Source organism: Paracidovorax valerianellae (assembly GCF_900102625.1).
GTDB lineage: Bacteria > Pseudomonadota > Gammaproteobacteria > Burkholderiales > Burkholderiaceae_C > Paracidovorax > Paracidovorax valerianellae.
In genome coordinates this window covers 354,492-370,217 of sequence record NZ_FMZC01000001.1, presented here as the reverse complement: position 1 = coordinate 370,217, position 15,726 = coordinate 354,492, and the positions used below count along the sequence as shown (strand labels likewise).

Here is a 15,726-nt window from a genome sequence, read left to right as displayed (position 1 = left end):
GTGAAGTAGTGCGGTGCTTTGAGGCAGGGTTTGAGGTGAATATGCCTTCCACCGCCGTCTTATATGCTTGTGGTGCTATTGAATAGATAGCAAAAGAGGAGTGCAGGGTTTTGGAAATGCTGGTTGTGCTGGTTGTGCTGGGTTTGCTGGTGATCGTCGTGTTGATGCTGGGGGCGCTGTTGCTGCGAAGTCCGCGCGCTGAGCTACCCCCCGAATGGCTGATGCGCCTGCAGCGGCTGGAGGCCACGGCCCAGGCCACGCAGTTGGCGGTGGCCAAGAACGACGGCGCCCTGGACGGCATGGCCCAGCAGTTGCGCGGCTTCACCCAGACCATGCAAGGCACGCTGGAGAACGTGCGCCAGGCCGTGGACGAACGGCTGGCGCAGGCGGTGCATGAATCCCGCAGCGGGCGCGCCGAACTCCTCGCGGCCTTTGCCGCCTTCGAAGGCAAGCTGGAGCAGCGCCTGGCGCTCGGCCAGACCGATGCCGCCACGGCACGCCAGGAACTGGTGCAGGCGCTGGGCGCCTTTCGCGCCGAACTGACCCAGACCGGCGAGGCTCTGCGCGGCGTGCTGAACGAGCGCCTGTCCGCCATCCAGGCCGACAACGCGGCCAAGCTGGAGGAAATGCGACGCACGGTGGACGAAAAGCTCCACGCCACGCTGGAGCAGCGCCTGGGCGAGTCCTTCAAGCTGGTGAGCGACCGGCTGGAGCAGGTGCACAAGGGCCTGGGCGAAATGCAGACCCTGGCCGGCAGCGTGGGCGACCTCAAACGCGTGATGACCAACGTGAAGACGCGTGGCACCTGGGGCGAAATGCAGCTGGGCGCCATCATCGACAACGTGCTGACGGTGGACCAGTTCGCCCGCAACGTGAAGGTGGTGCCCGGCAGCGATGCCCTGGTGGAGTTCGCCATCCGCCTGCCCGGGCGCGGCGACGAGCAGCCGGTGTGGCTGCCCATCGATTCCAAATACCCTGTGGAGCAATACCAGCGCCTGCTGGACGCGCACGATGCGGCCGACAAGGTTGCGGTGCTGTCGGCCGGCAATGCGTTCGAGGCCTCCATCAAGCTGGAGGCGCGCAAGATCTTCGCCAAATACGTGTCTCCGCCGCACACCACCGATTTCGCGGTGATGTACCTGCCCACCGAAGGATTGTTTGCCGAGGTGATCCGTCGGCCGGGGCTGGTCGAGGCCCTGCAGAACGACTGCCGCGTGATGATCACGGGCCCTGCCAACCTGGCTGCCATGCTCAGCAGCCTGCAGATGGGCTTCAAGACGCTGGCCATCGAAAAGCGGTCGTCCGAGGTCTGGGGCCTGCTTGGCGCGGTGAAGACCGAGTTCGGCAAGTTCGGCGAGGTGGTCGAGGCGACCCGCAAATCGATCGATGCGGCCGCCAAGCGGTTCGACGAGGTCGGCGTGCGCACGCGTGCCATCCAGCGCCGGCTGAGCGACGTGCAGGCCTTGCCTGCACCGGTCGCCACGCCCCTGAAGGTAGCGGGCGGCACGGAGGCTGATCGAACTCCGGACGAAGACGAGGCCGCATGAAATGAACGCCGCGCTCGCCCGCCTGATCGCAGGCCAGATCTTCATCCATGCCTGCATGGCCGGAATGCGGCTCGCAGCGCCGCTGCTCGCCTTGCGAGAGGGCTACAGCGCTGCGGCGGTCGGCATTTTGCTGGCGCTGTTCGCGCTCACGCAGGTGTTTCTGGCGCTGCCGGCCGGGCGTTACGCCGACCGCCACGGACTCAAGCGCCCGGTGGGCTATGCGGTCGTGGTGGCGGCGGTGGGGGCCGCGGGCGCACTGGTCTGGCCGGCGTTTCCCATGCTGTGCCTGGCCGCGCTCATGACGGGCGGGGCGACCGGCGCCGCCACCATCGCGCTGCAGCGCCACGTGGGCCGGGCGGCACACGACTCCACGCAATTGCGTCAGGTGTTCAGCTGGCTGGCCATCGGGCCGGCCGTTTCCAACTTCGTCGGGCCTTTCTGTGCCGGCATGCTGATCGACCATGCCGGGCCCGTCGCCGGCAGCACCGAGGGGTATCGCGCCGCCTTCGCGCTGATGGCGGTGCTCCCCATCGCGACCTGGTTCTGGGTGCGTGCCACGGTGGAACTGCCCCCCGTGATCGCAGCCGCCGGCGGCGCGCGTCCGCGCGCGTGGGACCTGTTGGGCGAACCCGGATTTCGGCGCCTGCTCATCGTCAACTGGCTGCTGTCGTCGTGCTGGGACGTGCACACCTTCGTGGTGCCGCTGCTGGGCCACGAGCGCGGCCTGTCGGCCTCGGTGATCGGCACCATCCTGGGCGCGTTCGCCATCGCGGCGGCCCTGATCCGCGTGCTCATGCCTCTGGTGGCGGCGCACCTGCGCGAGGCCGTGGTGGTGACCTGGGCCATGGTGGTCACCGCCGTGCTGTTCGCCGCGTATCCGCTGCTGCCCAACGCCTGGGCACTGGGCGCGTGCTCGGTGCTGCTGGGGTTCGCGCTCGGCTCGGTGCAGCCGATGATCATGAGCATGCTGCACCAGATCACACCCTCCAACCGCCACGGCGAAGCGCTCGGCCTGCGCCTGATGGCCATCAACGGGTCGAGCGTGCTGATGCCCGTGCTGTTCGGCTCGGCGGGAGCGTTGATCGGTGTGGCAGGGCTCTTCTGGGTGGTGGGAGCGGTGGTCGGCGGCGGTGCCCGGATTGCCGCGCGCCTGGGAGTGGATGGTGCGCAGTCCGTAGTGCCCCATTGACCATGCAGTCGCTGGAATCCGAACCATCCCTCGTCTGCTAGTTGGTTCTGGCCCCCTGCGAGTTGGGGCGGTTTGACAGTACGGGGGGATCGGCGGTCACCAGGGCGTGAAGGTTGCGTACCAACTGCGCCGAGTTCCCGTTCGATGCCAGTACGGCGGCATGGACCGCCTCTGATGCGGAGCCCGCTCGCAGGTCTGTCAGGTGATCGACGATCTGCGGGGCGTGGCGTCCCACTTCCTGTGAGAGGTCGTCTGGGTCGGTCGGATCGGGCTCGCCAAAAACCATCACGTGATTGATGGCAGTAATCGCCAGTTCCTGGGAGATCTGAGGTGTACGTCCCTCCGCTGCCGCGGCTTCCGCCACCGCCTGGAAGGCGTCTGCCACGGCACGCAGGGCCCCCGGCACGGCGCGGATGGCCCCGGGCACGGCTTGAACGCCTTCCGCGACGGCTTGGACGGCGCCAGGCAGCACCGCAATGAACTGGCTTGCAGCCATCAATCCGTAGCCCGTGGAAGCGATCATCGCTCCTCTCACGGTTTCCAAATGGTTGTCGAGCTGGTGGTTGACCACGGCGTAACTGCTGCCGCCCACCAGCATGCTGACCCCCGTGGACCGGAGCGGATCTGCCAGGAACGCGGCGCCGGCGGCCGCGCCGAGGCGCGCCCCGGCGCGAGCGATTCCCGTGCCGCCATCGACCGCTGCTTGCGCTGTCTGCCGCAAGGCCTGCAGTCCGGCGCGGGCGCGTCCCGGTTGCGCAGCTTGCTGCGCGTCAGCCTGCGCGCCCGCGCGTTGCGGCAGGCCTTCCGGAGAAGGGTGCCTTGCGCTGGGGCGCCGACGTGCAGTGGAGGACTCTGCCTCCGTGTGTTGCGATGAACTGGGCGTGGCTTGGGCCGTAGGATTGGGAGTGTTGATGCGGGGCATGATGAATGGGGAAAAACGCCGACCTCCCCATTGTTCGGACTGCACCGCCACGCCGCCGCGGCCATGCGATGCCCCAGCCCGTTGTGCGAAACAACGGCCGTGCGCGCCATGTTCCCGCGCCTCCCGCCGCGATCAAAGCTTGTAGAACGCCTTGATGATGTTCCAAGCCTCTTGCGGATCGTCCGTGTAATGGAACAGGTTCAGGTCGGCGGCCGAGATGGTGCCTTGTTCCACGAGCGCATCGAAGTTGACGAGCTTTTTCCAGAAGTCGGTGCCGAACAGCACGATCGGCACGGGCTTGGCCTTGCCGGTCTGCACCAGGGTGAGCACTTCGAACAGTTCGTCCAGCGTACCGAAGCCGCCGGGGAAGGCGACGAGGGCTTTGGCGCGCATCATGAAGTGCATCTTGCGCAGCGCGAAGTAATGGAACTTGTAGCTGAGCGAGGGCGAGATGAACCGGTTGCCGCTTTGCTCGTGAGGCAGGGCGATGTTCAGGCCCACGTTGAGCGCACCGACATCGTGCGCGCCGCGGTTGGCCGCTTCCATGATGCCGGGGCCGCCGCCGGTGCACACGTAGATGCGGTCGGCGGGGGGCTGCTGCTCGCTGTGCTCGGCGACCACCCGGGCGAACTGCCGGGCCAGGTCGTAGTACCGGGCGTTGCGCACGGCCAGCTTGGCGCGGGCGATGCGGCTTTCATCGCCGCTGGCTTCGGCATCGGCCAGTTGCTGCTCGGCCTCGTCAGGGGCGATGAAGCGTGCGCTGCCGTACACCACGACCGTGTTCTCGATGCCTTGCGCCGTCTGGCCGAGATCGGGCTTGAGCATTTCCAGCTGGAAGCGGATGCCTCGCGTTTCGCGACGCAGCAGGAACTCGGGGTCTGCGAAGGCCAGCCGGTAGGCATCGGCGTGCAGAGGATTGCCGTTCACGGCGTGGTTGTTCAGTTCGGCCCAGGCATTGGCGAGGCGGCTGTCGTTGAGTTCAGTGTTGGAATCCATGGGTTCGAAGGGGGTGGGGGAAAAGAAGAGGCGCCCATGGCCGGGCCGCCTAGAAGGAATGGGTCAGCGGGCGGCCCACCAGAGCGCAGTGCGCACACCGGCGAAGGTGAGGGCGAAGGAGCCGCCCACATGCAGCAGCAGCGTGGCCAATGCAATGCCGTAGCGCTGCTGCATGAGCATGGTGACGACTTCCGCGGAAAAGCTGGAGAAGGTGGTCAGGGTGCCGAGGAACCCGGTGATGATGAGCAGCCGCCAGGCCGGGTCGATGTCCGGCCGTTGGGTGAAGACGGCGATGGCGATGCCGATCAGGTAGCCGCCGATGAGGTTCACGGCCAGCGTGCCCCAGGGCAGCATGCCGCCGGGGTTGAGCCACAGCGCAAAGCCCCAGCGCAATAGGGCGCCCAGGCAGGCGGCCAGGCAGATGACGGCGACGTTGAGCAGCATTGCCGCAAAGTATCGCAAAAACGCAAGACGCTTTGGCCGCGCGCGCCGTTCGGCCTCAAAAGCAGTGTCGCGCTGCACCACGCCGCACCTCGATAGGCCCTGCGGCCGCCCACGGGCGCGCCGCGTGCGGCCCGTTCAGCCGCCGTCCTTGCCCATCACCAGGTCGGGCAGCAGGGTCACGATCTGCGGAAAGATGGTGATCAGCGCGATACAGACCACCAGGCACAGGAAGAACGGAATCGCGGCGCGGGCGATGGTGTTGCTGTCCTTGCCGGTCATGTTCTGCAGCACAAACAGGTTGAAGCCCACCGGCGGCGTGACCTCTGCGATCTCCACCAGCAGCACGATGAAGATGCCGAACCAGATCAGGTCGAAGCCGGCCTTCTGGATCATGGGCAGCACCACGGCGCTGGTGAGTACGATCATGCTGATGCCGTCCAGCGCCGTTCCCAGCACCAGGTACACGATGGTCAGCACGCCGATGAGCGCAAAAGGCGACAGATTCATCGCGTTGACCCACTCGGCCAGTTCGCGCGGAATGCCGGTGAACGCCATGGTCTTGGTCAGAAACGCCGCGCCGGCCAGGATGAACATGATCATGCAGCTGGTGCGCGTGGTGCTCATCAGCCCTTCGGTGAAGTTCTTCCAGGTGAGCGACCGGCTCCACAGGGCGAGACCGAGCGACCCGGCCACGCCGTAGGCGGCGCACTCGGTCGCCGTGGCGTAGCCGGCCACCAGCACCCACACGATGAAGATGATCAGCACCGCCACGGGAATCAGGTTGCCCGACTGCCGGATCTTCTGGCGGAAGGTGGTCGGGGCATCGGCCGGCGGCACCTTGTCGGGGTTGCGCAGGCTCCACCAGCCGATGTAGCCCGAGAACAGCAGCATCAGCAGCAGGCCGGGCAGAAAGCCCGCCAGGAAGATGCGGATGATGGATGCATCGGCCGCCACGGCATACACCACCATGGTGATCGAAGGCGGAATCAGAATACCCAGCGTGCCGGCGGTGGCCAGCGAGCCGAGCGCCAGACGCTCGTCGTATCCGCGCTTGATGAGCTCCGGCAGGGCCACCTTGCTGATGGTGGCGCAGGTGGCGGCGGACGAGCCCGACACCGAACCGAAGATGCCGCAACCCAGGATGGTCGTGTGCATCAGCCGCCCGGGGACCCGGTTGAGCCAGGGACGAAGGCCTTCGAACATCTCTTCGCTGAGTTTGGTGCGAAACAGGATTTCGCCCATCCAGATGAAGAGAGGCAAGGCCGCCAGCTCCCAACTCGCATTGCTTTCCCAGAAGGCCGAAAACAGGTTCTTGCCCGGCTGGGTGTTGGTGAAAAAGGCCTGCCCGACCCAGCCGCAGATCGCCAACGTCATGGCGATCCAGACGCCGCCCGAGAGCAGCACGATCATCAGCAGCAACAGAATGCCGCCCACCATCAGAATGTCCATGGAGTTCTTCTTTCGGCCTCAACAGGCCACAGCAGGGGTGGGGTCAGGTACCGGGCAACGGGTAAAGGGCAAGGCTCAGATGTCCGACGAGAAATCGCCGCGCGCATGGCGTTCCTCGACCTGGCGCACGAAGGTGGGCACGCCGCCGCGCAGCACGATGATGAATTCATCCACCACCGCAACGAACAGCAGCACCGAGCCCAGCGCGAAGCTCATCTGCGGAATCCACATGGGCAGCGGCAACAGGCCCTGGGCGACGTCGTTGAACTCCCAGCTCTCGTAGGTGAAGAGGCACGCCGACCACGCCAGGTAAGCCACCGCCACCGAGCCGATGGCCAGCGAGACGATCTCGAACTGCCGGCGCCGCGCTGGCGAGAGCTTTTCCAGCAGCAGCGTGACACGCACGAAGTCGCCATGCTTGAACGCATGTGCCATGGCGAAGAACGCCGCGGCCGCGCAGAACCACGCCACCACATCGTTGAGGGCGCCGGTGCGCACGCCGACCTCGCGCAGCACGCTCTGCGCGATCATCAGCGCGCAGATCAGCGCGACGAAGGTGGCGCCCAAAGCGCCCGCGCCCAGGTACAGGCGGTCCAGGAATCGGCGCATCACTTGGCCGCGGGCTTGCGGTACGCGGCGATGATGGCTTCACCGTCCGGCCCCGCCTTCTTGAGCCAGTCGGTCAGCATGATGTCGCCGACCTGGCGCATGTCGGCCACCAGCTTGGGCGATGGCGGCAGGATCTTCATGCCCTTGTCGGTGAGGGCTTTCTTGTACCACTCGTTTTTCTCGGCGCTGATCTTCCAGCCCCGCTCCTCGGCCGTGGCGGCGCTCTTGAGCAGCGCGTACTGCGTGGGCTTGTCCAGCGCATCGAACGCCTTCTTGCTCACGATGACCGCGTTCTTGGGCAGCCAGGCCTGCGTGTCGTAGAAATACTTGATGCTCTCGTAGAGCTTGCTGTCGTAGCCGGTGGAGCCCGACGTCATCATCGACTCGACCGCGCCCGTGGCGGTGGCCTGCGACAGCTCGGCGGCCTGAATGGTCACCGGCTGCGCGCCGATCAGTTCAGCGATCTTGGCGGTGGCCGGGCTGTAAGCGCGCCACTTGATGCCGCGCAGATCGGCCACCGAAGAGATTTCCTTCTTGGCATAGATGCCCTGCGGCGGCCAAGCCACCGTGTAGAGCAACCGCAGGCCCTGGGCATTCAACAGCTTTTCCAGCACCGGTTTTTGCGCTTCGTACAGCCGCTTGGAATCCGCGTACGACGTGGCCAGGAACGGAATGCCGTCGGCACCGAAGATGGGGTTCTCGTTTTCGAAGTTGGGCAGCAGGATTTCGCCGGCCGGGGCCTGGCCGCCTTGCACGGCGCGCTTGATCTCGTTGGCCTTGAACAGCGACGCGTTGGCATGCACCGTGATCTTGAGCTTGCCGCCCGTGGCCGCGTCCACATCTTTGGCGAACTCCGTCAGGTTTTCGGTATGGAAGTTGGTGGCGGGATAGGCCGCGGCCAGGTCCCATTTGGTCTGCGCGAATGCGGCTGGGGCACACAATCCGCAACCCAGGGCGCCGGCCAGGGCCCAGGCGGACAGAGGGAGAGCGCTACGCTTCATCGGTGAACTCCACGGTGATGGTGAGACAGAAAACAAAGACCGCATTCAATGTAACCGCGTGTTTGCGGTAACGCCCTCAGGTGTTTACCTGAACGAGGGCGCGCAACTGACACCCCGCGAATGCCGGCCGCACAGGTGCATCCATGCGCATGCACGGACCGTGCCAGTGCAGTTTCACTGTGGAGCGTCTTACCGCTACATGGAGCTCGGAGAGATCGAGCGAAAGTGGCGCGAGCCGGTGAGCGTTCAGCCTGCGCGCACCGCGGCAGGGCCTGCCGTGTGCGCGATCGCTGCGGATGGTGCGCCGGCCAATGCCATGGGCTCCATGGCATGCCCGGCGGGTCCGCCCTCAGGTGCTTGCGGACACGATGTGCTGCCAGGCCTCCACCGCCGCCAGCACCGCCGCCTTTTGCACGGTGTGCGCGAAGCGGAACGCATCGCCGGACACGGTCTCGTCGGGGAACTCGGTGATCAGGGTGACCGGCGCGCCGCGCGGGTTTTCCGACTGCGTGCACGCCGTGCCGTGGATCACCTCGAAGGGCAGCGGGCCCGCGTGGCGTTCGTACAGCGCCATCTGGCGGGCGTTGTATTCGGGCAGGCCCGGCACAGCGAGCAGCGCCTCGCTCACGCGCTCCAGCAGTTCGCGGCCCTGGCGTTGCCAGCCGGGGTGGTGGCGCAGGATCAAAAAGAACCCCTTGGGCACCGTCCACAGGCCGAAGCCGCGCGGCACGTAGCCGGACAGCGGGCGGGTCCATTCATGGGCCGGATAGCCGTGCAGGTTGATGTGCAGCTGCGCGCCAGAAATCGACAGCGCCTGCTCGCGCGCTTCGCGTTCGTACAGCGGGGCGGTTTCGCGGTACTCGATGTCGTCGCCCAGGGCGCTGTAGCGCGCGGCATGGTGCATGTGGTGCGCATGCTGGGCGCCCAGTTCGCGGTGCAGGGCGAAGCCATCAGGGTTTTCCAGCGCGATGAGAGCGAAGTGCGCACCGGGCCGCGCATGCAGGGCCTCGGCCGCGCGAAGTGCGCCCACCACGCCCGAAGTCTCGTTGGCATGTTGCCCGCCGCTGACCAGCACGGGGGCATCGGTGCCCGCCCGGTAGAGGCCCAGCACCGTGCGGCCCTGGCGGCTGCGCGCGGTGAAGCGCTGGCCTCCGATGGCCTCCATGGCCTGTGCGATGCGCGCTGGAGGCGGCGCCTGGCCCATGTCGGCCAGGGCCTGTCCTGCCGTGGTGTCGGTCCAGGCGCTGGCGTCCTGCGCCGCCACGTCGAAAGGCCTCAGCACGATGCGTACGCGCGGGTCGCCTTCGTGCCGGCGAACGTCCGGCACGATCTGACCGGGCTGCAGGCGGCGGTCGCCGGCCGGGCGGCCGGAGTGCTGCTGGAAGAACTCCAGCAGCGAAAAATACAAGTCTTCGTGCAGGGCCTCGTGCAGGCTCATGCACTCGTCCGGCAGGGGCAGTGGCTGCTCGAAGCCGGGCAGGTCCACGCGAATGTCCAGGCGCTCGAAATAGGGTTCCTTTGCCGGCCAGGGGTGTTGCTGCAGCGTGCGCATCGCTTGCGCGAAGAGGGCTTCGAAGTCGGTGGGCTCCGCGGCGTCCTGGCCGATGCTGGCTGCGCCATCCGCAGCAGTCACGCGCAGCCAGCCCGTGGGCGACAGCAGCGGCTCGGGCGCTGTCGGGTCGGCATGCACGTGGTTGGGTGCGTACACCCGCGCGGTGGTCTCGCGGCCATCGCGGAACCGCAACGCCACGTCGTAATGCAGGTCATCGGCACCGGGTTCGAACTGAACGTCGCAGCCCGCCAGCAAGTCCGCCAGCGGATAGGCCTCCAGCAGGAACCGGCCCGGCGACCCGGTGGCATGCACCGGGTATCGCACCGTGGCTGCAGCCAGTTGCGCGGCATCGACCTCTTCCAGGAAGTAGTGCACCAGCGGTTTGTAGGCGCTGCGAAACCGCGCTATCACGCCCACGGCCGCCAGGCGCTCCTCCGCGGCGCGGCGGGCTGCGGCCCCTTCGAACAACCACCCTTCTACCCGGGCGCCGCGGAATGCCGGCTGCCCGAAGCGGTCCACCCATTCCGACAGGGTGCGGGGGAAAGTCTGGTCCAGCAAGGATTGAGTGGGGGCGGAAGACGTCATGCGATGGGTGCCTGCGGTGGTCCGGAAGGGGCGGTCTTGAAAAGGCGCTACTGCGGCTTGGAGGCTGCGGTGTACGGCCCGGAAGCGCTGTGCGGCGGGTTCACCACGACCTGTGTGTACGAGCGGTACGTGCCGTTCTTCATCTCGTCCGTGACCCACACGATCCATTCCTGCGTCTTGCCCGCGCCCTTGCCGTGGTCGATGGTGCCGACGACTTCCAGGCGGAAGTGCTGGTCCTGCGTTTCCACCGCGACGGCCCCGCCTTCGGATTTCTTGGTGCCGGGCAGCAGGGTCTTCAATGTGTACTTCGTGTCGTCGGCGCGGTTGCGCAGCGACGATGCAAACGTCCGCAGGTCCAGCTTGTCATACAAGGCTTTGGCCTGGCCGCTGGAGACGCTTTTCTTTTCGGCGGAGAACGGCTTGCCAGCCATCAGCCGGAGGCTATCGCACAGCAGGTATTCGCTTCGGATCTCGAAGTTGCGCGTCGTTTCGGCGGGCTGGCTCTTGGCGAGTTGCTCCGAATATTCGAGGCAGTTCTTTGCCGACACGCCGTTGTCGAACGCGAGCGGCGTGCGCTCTGCGGCCAGCGGGGCCTTGGGGTTCTTCAGCGCTGTCAGCAGTTCAGGATTGGAGACACGCACCATGACGCTCGCGTCGTCGCCCGGGCTGGCGGCCGTGCTGGCACTGGTGCCGTGATCGGTGTGGTTATGCGCGTGTGCTGCGGGCAGGGCGCCGGACAACATCACGGCGGTGGCGAGGGCGATGCAATGCTTCATTTGACTTTCTCCAGCAAGGCCGCTTCTTTGCCTCGGCGCGTGGGGTAGACATCTCCAAAATTCTTGAGCAGTTTGACGGCTTCGGTCCAGTCCTGCTCGGTGGCGGCCTTCCAGAACTTCGGGGCGGCGGCATCCAGGTTGACGCCGTACTGGAACGACACCGACGCGATGACCGTCTGGGCTTCCGCCGGCAGGTCGATGAAGTTCTTCTTGGCAGCCGTTGCCGAGTCGTACTTGAGCTTCACGCTGGCGATGTGGCTGGCCTTGGTGGCCTTGTCGATGGACTCGGCCTCGGCGGCCGTGATGGTCAGCGGGGTTTTCTCGATCAGCTTCTTGGCATCCGCGCCCTTGGTGCCGAGGTAGGGCTTGAGCTTCGTGATCAGGCCGGTCGAAATGCCCAGGTTCTTGAGGTCGCTCTCGGACCGCTGGCCCAGATCGAACCCGGTCGCGATGGTCACACCGCTCTTGCTGACGTTGGCCGCCGGCACGTAGCCGGTGGTCAGCGAGCCGCCCTCCAAGGCACTGAGAAATGCGTAGTCGATTTGTTCTGGCATAGATGGCTGTGAAGAGTGATCCGTTGCCGCGGCATTTCGAAAAACAGCGCGGAAAGTGAGTTGAACGATGGTGTCTCAGCGAGAGCCTTTTGACCCCGTGCTGCCGCGCTCCGAACGGCCCGGCGGGTAGCCGGGCGAGGGCTCGGACCTCCACGGAAGTGGCCGTGGACGGCACGAAGATTGCTGCGGTGTGCTGGTGGGTGTCGGCGCCGCGGGGCTGACGATATCATCGAAAAAGGGTCGGCCAATCGTGGATGTTCTCTTGCCTTGCGGGTGATGCCTGCGTGATTGTTGTCGAAGCATTTCATCCGTAACCAGGCGAAGGAAACCATCGACATGGCAAAGCAACTGTGGCAGTTCTGGGTGGATCGCGGCGGCACCTTCACCGACGTGGTGGGCCGGCGTCCCGACGGCACCCTGGTCACGCACAAGCTGCTGTCCGACAACCCCGAGCAGTACCGCGACGCGGCGGTGGCCGGCATTCGCCACTTGCTGGGCCTGGCGCCCGGCGCGGCGGTGTCGCCCGCACAGGTCGAGTGCGTGAAGATGGGCACCACGGTGGCCACCAATGCGCTGTTGGAACGCAAGGGCGAGCCCACGCTGCTGGTCACTACCCGCGGCTTTCGCGATGCGCTGCGCATCGCCTACCAGAACCGGCCCCGGCTCTTCGACCGCCGCATCGTGCTGCCCGAGTTGCTGTACAGCCGCGTGATCGAATCGCAGGAACGCGTGGGCGCCCATGGGGAGGTCGAGCAGCCGCTGGAAGAGGGGCATTTGCGCGAGCGCCTATGGGCCGCGTACGACGCGGGCCTGCGCAGCGTGGCGATCGTGTTCATGCATGGCTACCGCTACACCGCGCACGAACAGGCGGCGGCGCGCCTGGCGAAAGAGGCCGGCTTCACCCAGATCAGCACGTCGCACGGCACGAGCCCGCTGATGAAGTTCGTGAGCCGGGGCGACACCACGGTGGTCGATGCCTACCTCTCGCCCATCCTGCGGCGCTACGTGGAGCAGGTGGCCGCCGAAATGCCGGGTGTGCCGCTGTACTTCATGCAGTCGTCGGGCGGCCTGACCGATGCGCACCGGTTCCAGGGCAAGGACGCCATTTTGTCCGGCCCCGCGGGCGGCATCGTGGGAATGGCGCGCACGGCGGAACTGGCTTTCGCTGCCGACGGTGCGGCCGGGCAGGGTGGCGTGGCGGCGCACGGCGATGCGGTGCGCGTGATCGGCTTCGACATGGGCGGCACCTCCACCGATGTGAGCCACTACGCCGGCGAGTTCGAGCGCGAGTTCGAGACCCAGGTGGCCGGCGTGCGCATGCGCGCGCCGATGATGAGCATCCACACCGTGGCGGCCGGCGGCGGCTCGCTGCTGGGCTACGACGGCGCGCGGTTTCGGGTCGGCCCGCAAAGCGCGGGCGCCAACCCCGGCCCCGCCAGCTACCGCCGGGGCGGGCCGCTGGCCGTGACCGATGCGAACGTGATGGTCGGCAAGATCCAGCCCGCGTACTTTCCGCGTGTGTTCGGGCACGGCGCCGACGAGCCGCTGGACGCCGCGGTGGTCGAGGCCCGCTTCGCCGACCTTGCCGCGCAGACCGGCCGTGCCGCGCACGACGTGGCGCACGGCTTCATCCAGATCGCCGTGCAGCAGATGGCCAACGCCATCAAGAAGATTTCGGTCGCGCGCGGCTACGACGTCACGCGCTACACCCTGCAGTGCTTCGGCGGGGCGGGCGGGCAGCATGCCTGCCTGGTGGCCGATGCGCTGGGCATGCAGCGCGTGCTGGTGCATCCGCTGGCGGGGGTGCTGTCGGCCTACGGCATGGGCCTGGCCGACCAGAACCTTATCCGCGAGCAGGCGGTGGAAGTGCGCCTCACGTCTGAAGCGCTCGGCGGCATCGCCCAGACCCTGCAGGCTCTGGCCGCGGCGGCCGAGGCCGAGATGGCCCAGCAGCAGCATGGCGCCGGGCCGGTGTCGGTGCGACGCCGCGTGCACGTTCGCTATGAAGGCTCGGACGCCGCGCTGGTCGTGCCGTTCGGCGGCTCGCCAGATGCATCGAATGGTTCGGATGCGGTTGATGCATCGGACCTGCCGGATGTGGCGGCCATCACGGCGCGGTTCGAGGCGGCCTATCGCCAGCGCTTCGCCTTCCTCATGCCCGGCCGTGCCTTGATCGTGGAGGCCGTGTCGGTCGAGGCGGTGGTCGCGGGCGACGCCCCCGCCGAGCCGCGCCACGCCCTGCACCCGCCGCGCGAAACGCCGCGGCGCGGCACCGTGCGCATGTACACCGTGGGCACCGACGGCCAGCCGGGCTGGCACGACGCGGCCCTGGTCGTGCGCGAAGACCTGCGCCCGGGCGACGTGATCGCCGGGCCGGCCATCATTGCCGAGAAGAACGCCACGACCGTGGTGGAACCCGGCTGGGAGGCGGCGCTGACGGCGCTCGACCACCTGGTGCTGGACCGCCGCACCGCGCGCAGCGTGCGGCACGCCCTGGGCACCACGGTGGACCCGGTGCTGCTGGAGGTGTTCAACAACCTCTTCATGAACATCGCCGAGCAGATGGGGCTGCAACTGCAGAACACCGCGCACTCGGTGAACATCAAGGAGCGCCTGGATTTCAGCTGCGCGCTGTTCGACGCGGAGGGCCACCTGATCGCCAACGCGCCGCACATGCCGGTGCACCTGGGATCGATGGGCGAGAGCATCAAGGCGGTCATCCACAACAACGCCGGGCGCATGCAGCCGGGAGACGTGTATGTGCTGAACGACCCGTACCACGGCGGCACGCACCTGCCGGACATCACCGTCATCACGCCCGTGTACCTGGCCGACGAAGGCGAGCCCACGTTCTATGTGGGCAGCCGTGGCCACCATGCCGACGTGGGCGGCATCACGCCGGGATCGATGCCGCCGTTTTCGACCCGCATCGAAGAAGAAGGCGTGCAGATCGACAACGTGAAGCTGGTGGAGCGGGGCGTGCTGCGCGAGGCCGAAATCATCGCCCTGCTGCAAAGCGGCGAATACCCCAGCCGCAATCCACAGCAGAACCTGGCCGACCTGAAGGCGCAGATCGCCGCCAACGAAAAGGGCGTGCAGGAACTGCGCCGCATGGTGCAGCAGTTCGGCCTGCCCGTGGTGCAGGCCTACATGGGCCACGTGCAGGACAACGCCGAAGAGTCGGTGCGCCGCGCCATCACCCGCCTGGCGGCGCGGCTGAAGAACGGCGAGTTCACCCTGCCGCTGGACAACGGCGCGCAGATCCAGGTCGCGGTGCGAGTGGATGCCGCGGCCCGCAGCGCGGTGATCGACTTCACGGGCACCTCGCCCCAGCAGACCAACAACTTCAATGCGCCCACGGCGGTGTGCATGGCGGCGGTGCTGTACGTGTTCCGCTCGCTGGTGGACGACGACATTCCGCTGAACGCCGGCTGCCTCAAGCCGCTCCAGGTGATCATTCCACCGGGATCGATGCTCAATCCGCTGCCGCCGGCGTCGGTGGTGGCGGGCAATGTGGAAACGTCCACCTGCATCACCAACGCGCTGCTGGGCGCTTTGGGCGTGTCGGCCGGCAGCCAGTGCACGATGAACAACTTCACGTTCGGCAACGACCGCTACCAGTACTACGAAACCATCTCGGGCGGCAGCGGCGCCGGCGGCATGTTCGGCGACGGGGGCGAGTTGGTGGACGGCTTCGATGGCACGAGCGTGGTGCAGACCCACATGACCAACTCGCGGCTGACCGATCCGGAGATTCTGGAGTTTCGCTTTCCGGTGCGGCTGGAGAGCTACGCCGTGCGCGGCGACTCGGGCGGCACCGGGCGCTGGAAGGGCGGCAACGGCGGCGTGCGGCGGGTGCGGTTTCTGGAGCCGATGACGGCCGGCATCCTGTCCAACGGCCGCCGCCACGGTGCGTTCGGCATGGCGGGCGGGCAAGCGGGGCTGCCCGGCATCAACCGCGTGGTGCGGGCGGACGGAAGGGTCGAGGTGCTGGAGCACATCGGACAGGCGCAGATGCAGCCCGGCGATGTGTTCGAGGTGCACACGCCGGGTGGTGGCGGCTTCGGCGGCACGGAGCGCGAATGAGCATCAAAAAGGCCGT

12 protein-coding genes are annotated in these 15,726 nt (G+C 67.0%); 3 read left to right on the top strand and 9 right to left on the bottom strand.

Annotation, left to right across the window (positions count from 1 at the left end; all coding sequences use genetic code 11):
* Positions 1-116 precede the first annotated feature (116 nt).
* Both BLT03_RS01660 and BLT03_RS01655 read left to right on the top strand, forming a co-directional pair.
* Positions 117-1,547: a DNA recombination protein RmuC gene (locus BLT03_RS01660; RefSeq protein ID WP_092739649.1), complete on the top strand. Its 1,431-nt coding sequence runs from the start codon at positions 117-119 to the stop codon at positions 1,545-1,547.
* A gap of 1 nt (position 1,548) precedes the next feature.
* A complete protein-coding gene (locus BLT03_RS01655; RefSeq protein WP_092739647.1) occupies positions 1,549-2,736 on the top strand; it encodes an MFS transporter in 1,188 nt (395 codons plus the stop codon).
* A gap of 37 nt (positions 2,737-2,773) precedes the next feature.
* Here the strand turns inward: BLT03_RS01655 and BLT03_RS01650 are convergent, their stop codons facing one another.
* The 9 genes from BLT03_RS01650 to BLT03_RS01610 all read right to left on the bottom strand — a co-directional run bounded on the left by BLT03_RS01650 (position 2,774) and on the right by BLT03_RS01610 (position 11,624).
* On the bottom strand, positions 2,774-3,658 hold the full coding sequence (locus BLT03_RS01650; RefSeq protein ID WP_175537627.1) for a hypothetical protein: 885 nt from the start codon (positions 3,656-3,658) through the stop codon (positions 2,774-2,776).
* Between the two features lie 132 nt (positions 3,659-3,790).
* A complete protein-coding gene (locus tag BLT03_RS01645; RefSeq protein WP_092739643.1) occupies positions 3,791-4,654 on the bottom strand; it encodes an LOG family protein in 864 nt (287 codons plus the stop codon).
* Between the two features lie 63 nt (positions 4,655-4,717).
* Positions 4,718-5,098: a fluoride efflux transporter CrcB gene (gene crcB / locus BLT03_RS01640; protein ID WP_092739641.1), complete on the bottom strand. Its 381-nt coding sequence runs from the start codon at positions 5,096-5,098 to the stop codon at positions 4,718-4,720.
* Between the two features lie 135 nt (positions 5,099-5,233).
* Positions 5,234-6,547 (bottom strand): TRAP transporter large permease, encoded by a 1,314-nt coding sequence (locus BLT03_RS01635; protein WP_175537626.1) that lies wholly within the window; start codon positions 6,545-6,547, stop codon positions 5,234-5,236.
* 75 nt (positions 6,548-6,622) lie between these two features.
* Positions 6,623-7,156, bottom strand: coding sequence for a TRAP transporter small permease (locus BLT03_RS01630; RefSeq protein ID WP_092739639.1), 534 nt, complete (start codon positions 7,154-7,156; stop codon positions 6,623-6,625).
* Positions 7,156-8,157 (bottom strand): TRAP transporter substrate-binding protein, encoded by a 1,002-nt coding sequence (locus BLT03_RS01625; protein WP_092739637.1) that lies wholly within the window; start codon positions 8,155-8,157, stop codon positions 7,156-7,158. The genes BLT03_RS01630 and BLT03_RS01625 overlap by 1 nt, the downstream gene beginning before the upstream one ends.
* Positions 8,158-8,506: 349 nt before the next feature.
* Entirely contained in the window at positions 8,507-10,294 is a 1,788-nt protein-coding gene (locus BLT03_RS01620) for a M14 family metallopeptidase (protein WP_092739635.1), read from the bottom strand.
* Between the two features lie 47 nt (positions 10,295-10,341).
* A complete protein-coding gene (locus BLT03_RS01615) occupies positions 10,342-11,070 on the bottom strand; it encodes a hypothetical protein (protein WP_092739633.1) in 729 nt (242 codons plus the stop codon).
* Positions 11,067-11,624 (bottom strand): pesticin C-terminus-like muramidase, encoded by a 558-nt coding sequence (locus tag BLT03_RS01610; RefSeq protein WP_092739631.1) that lies wholly within the window; start codon positions 11,622-11,624, stop codon positions 11,067-11,069. Before BLT03_RS01610 ends, BLT03_RS01615 begins: the two co-directional genes overlap by 4 nt.
* Before the next feature lie 336 nt (positions 11,625-11,960).
* Between BLT03_RS01610 and BLT03_RS01605 the strand changes: the two genes are divergently transcribed.
* Positions 11,961-15,710, top strand: coding sequence for a hydantoinase B/oxoprolinase family protein (locus BLT03_RS01605; RefSeq protein WP_092740057.1), 3,750 nt, complete (start codon positions 11,961-11,963; stop codon positions 15,708-15,710).
* Positions 15,711-15,726: the final 16 nt, after the last annotated feature.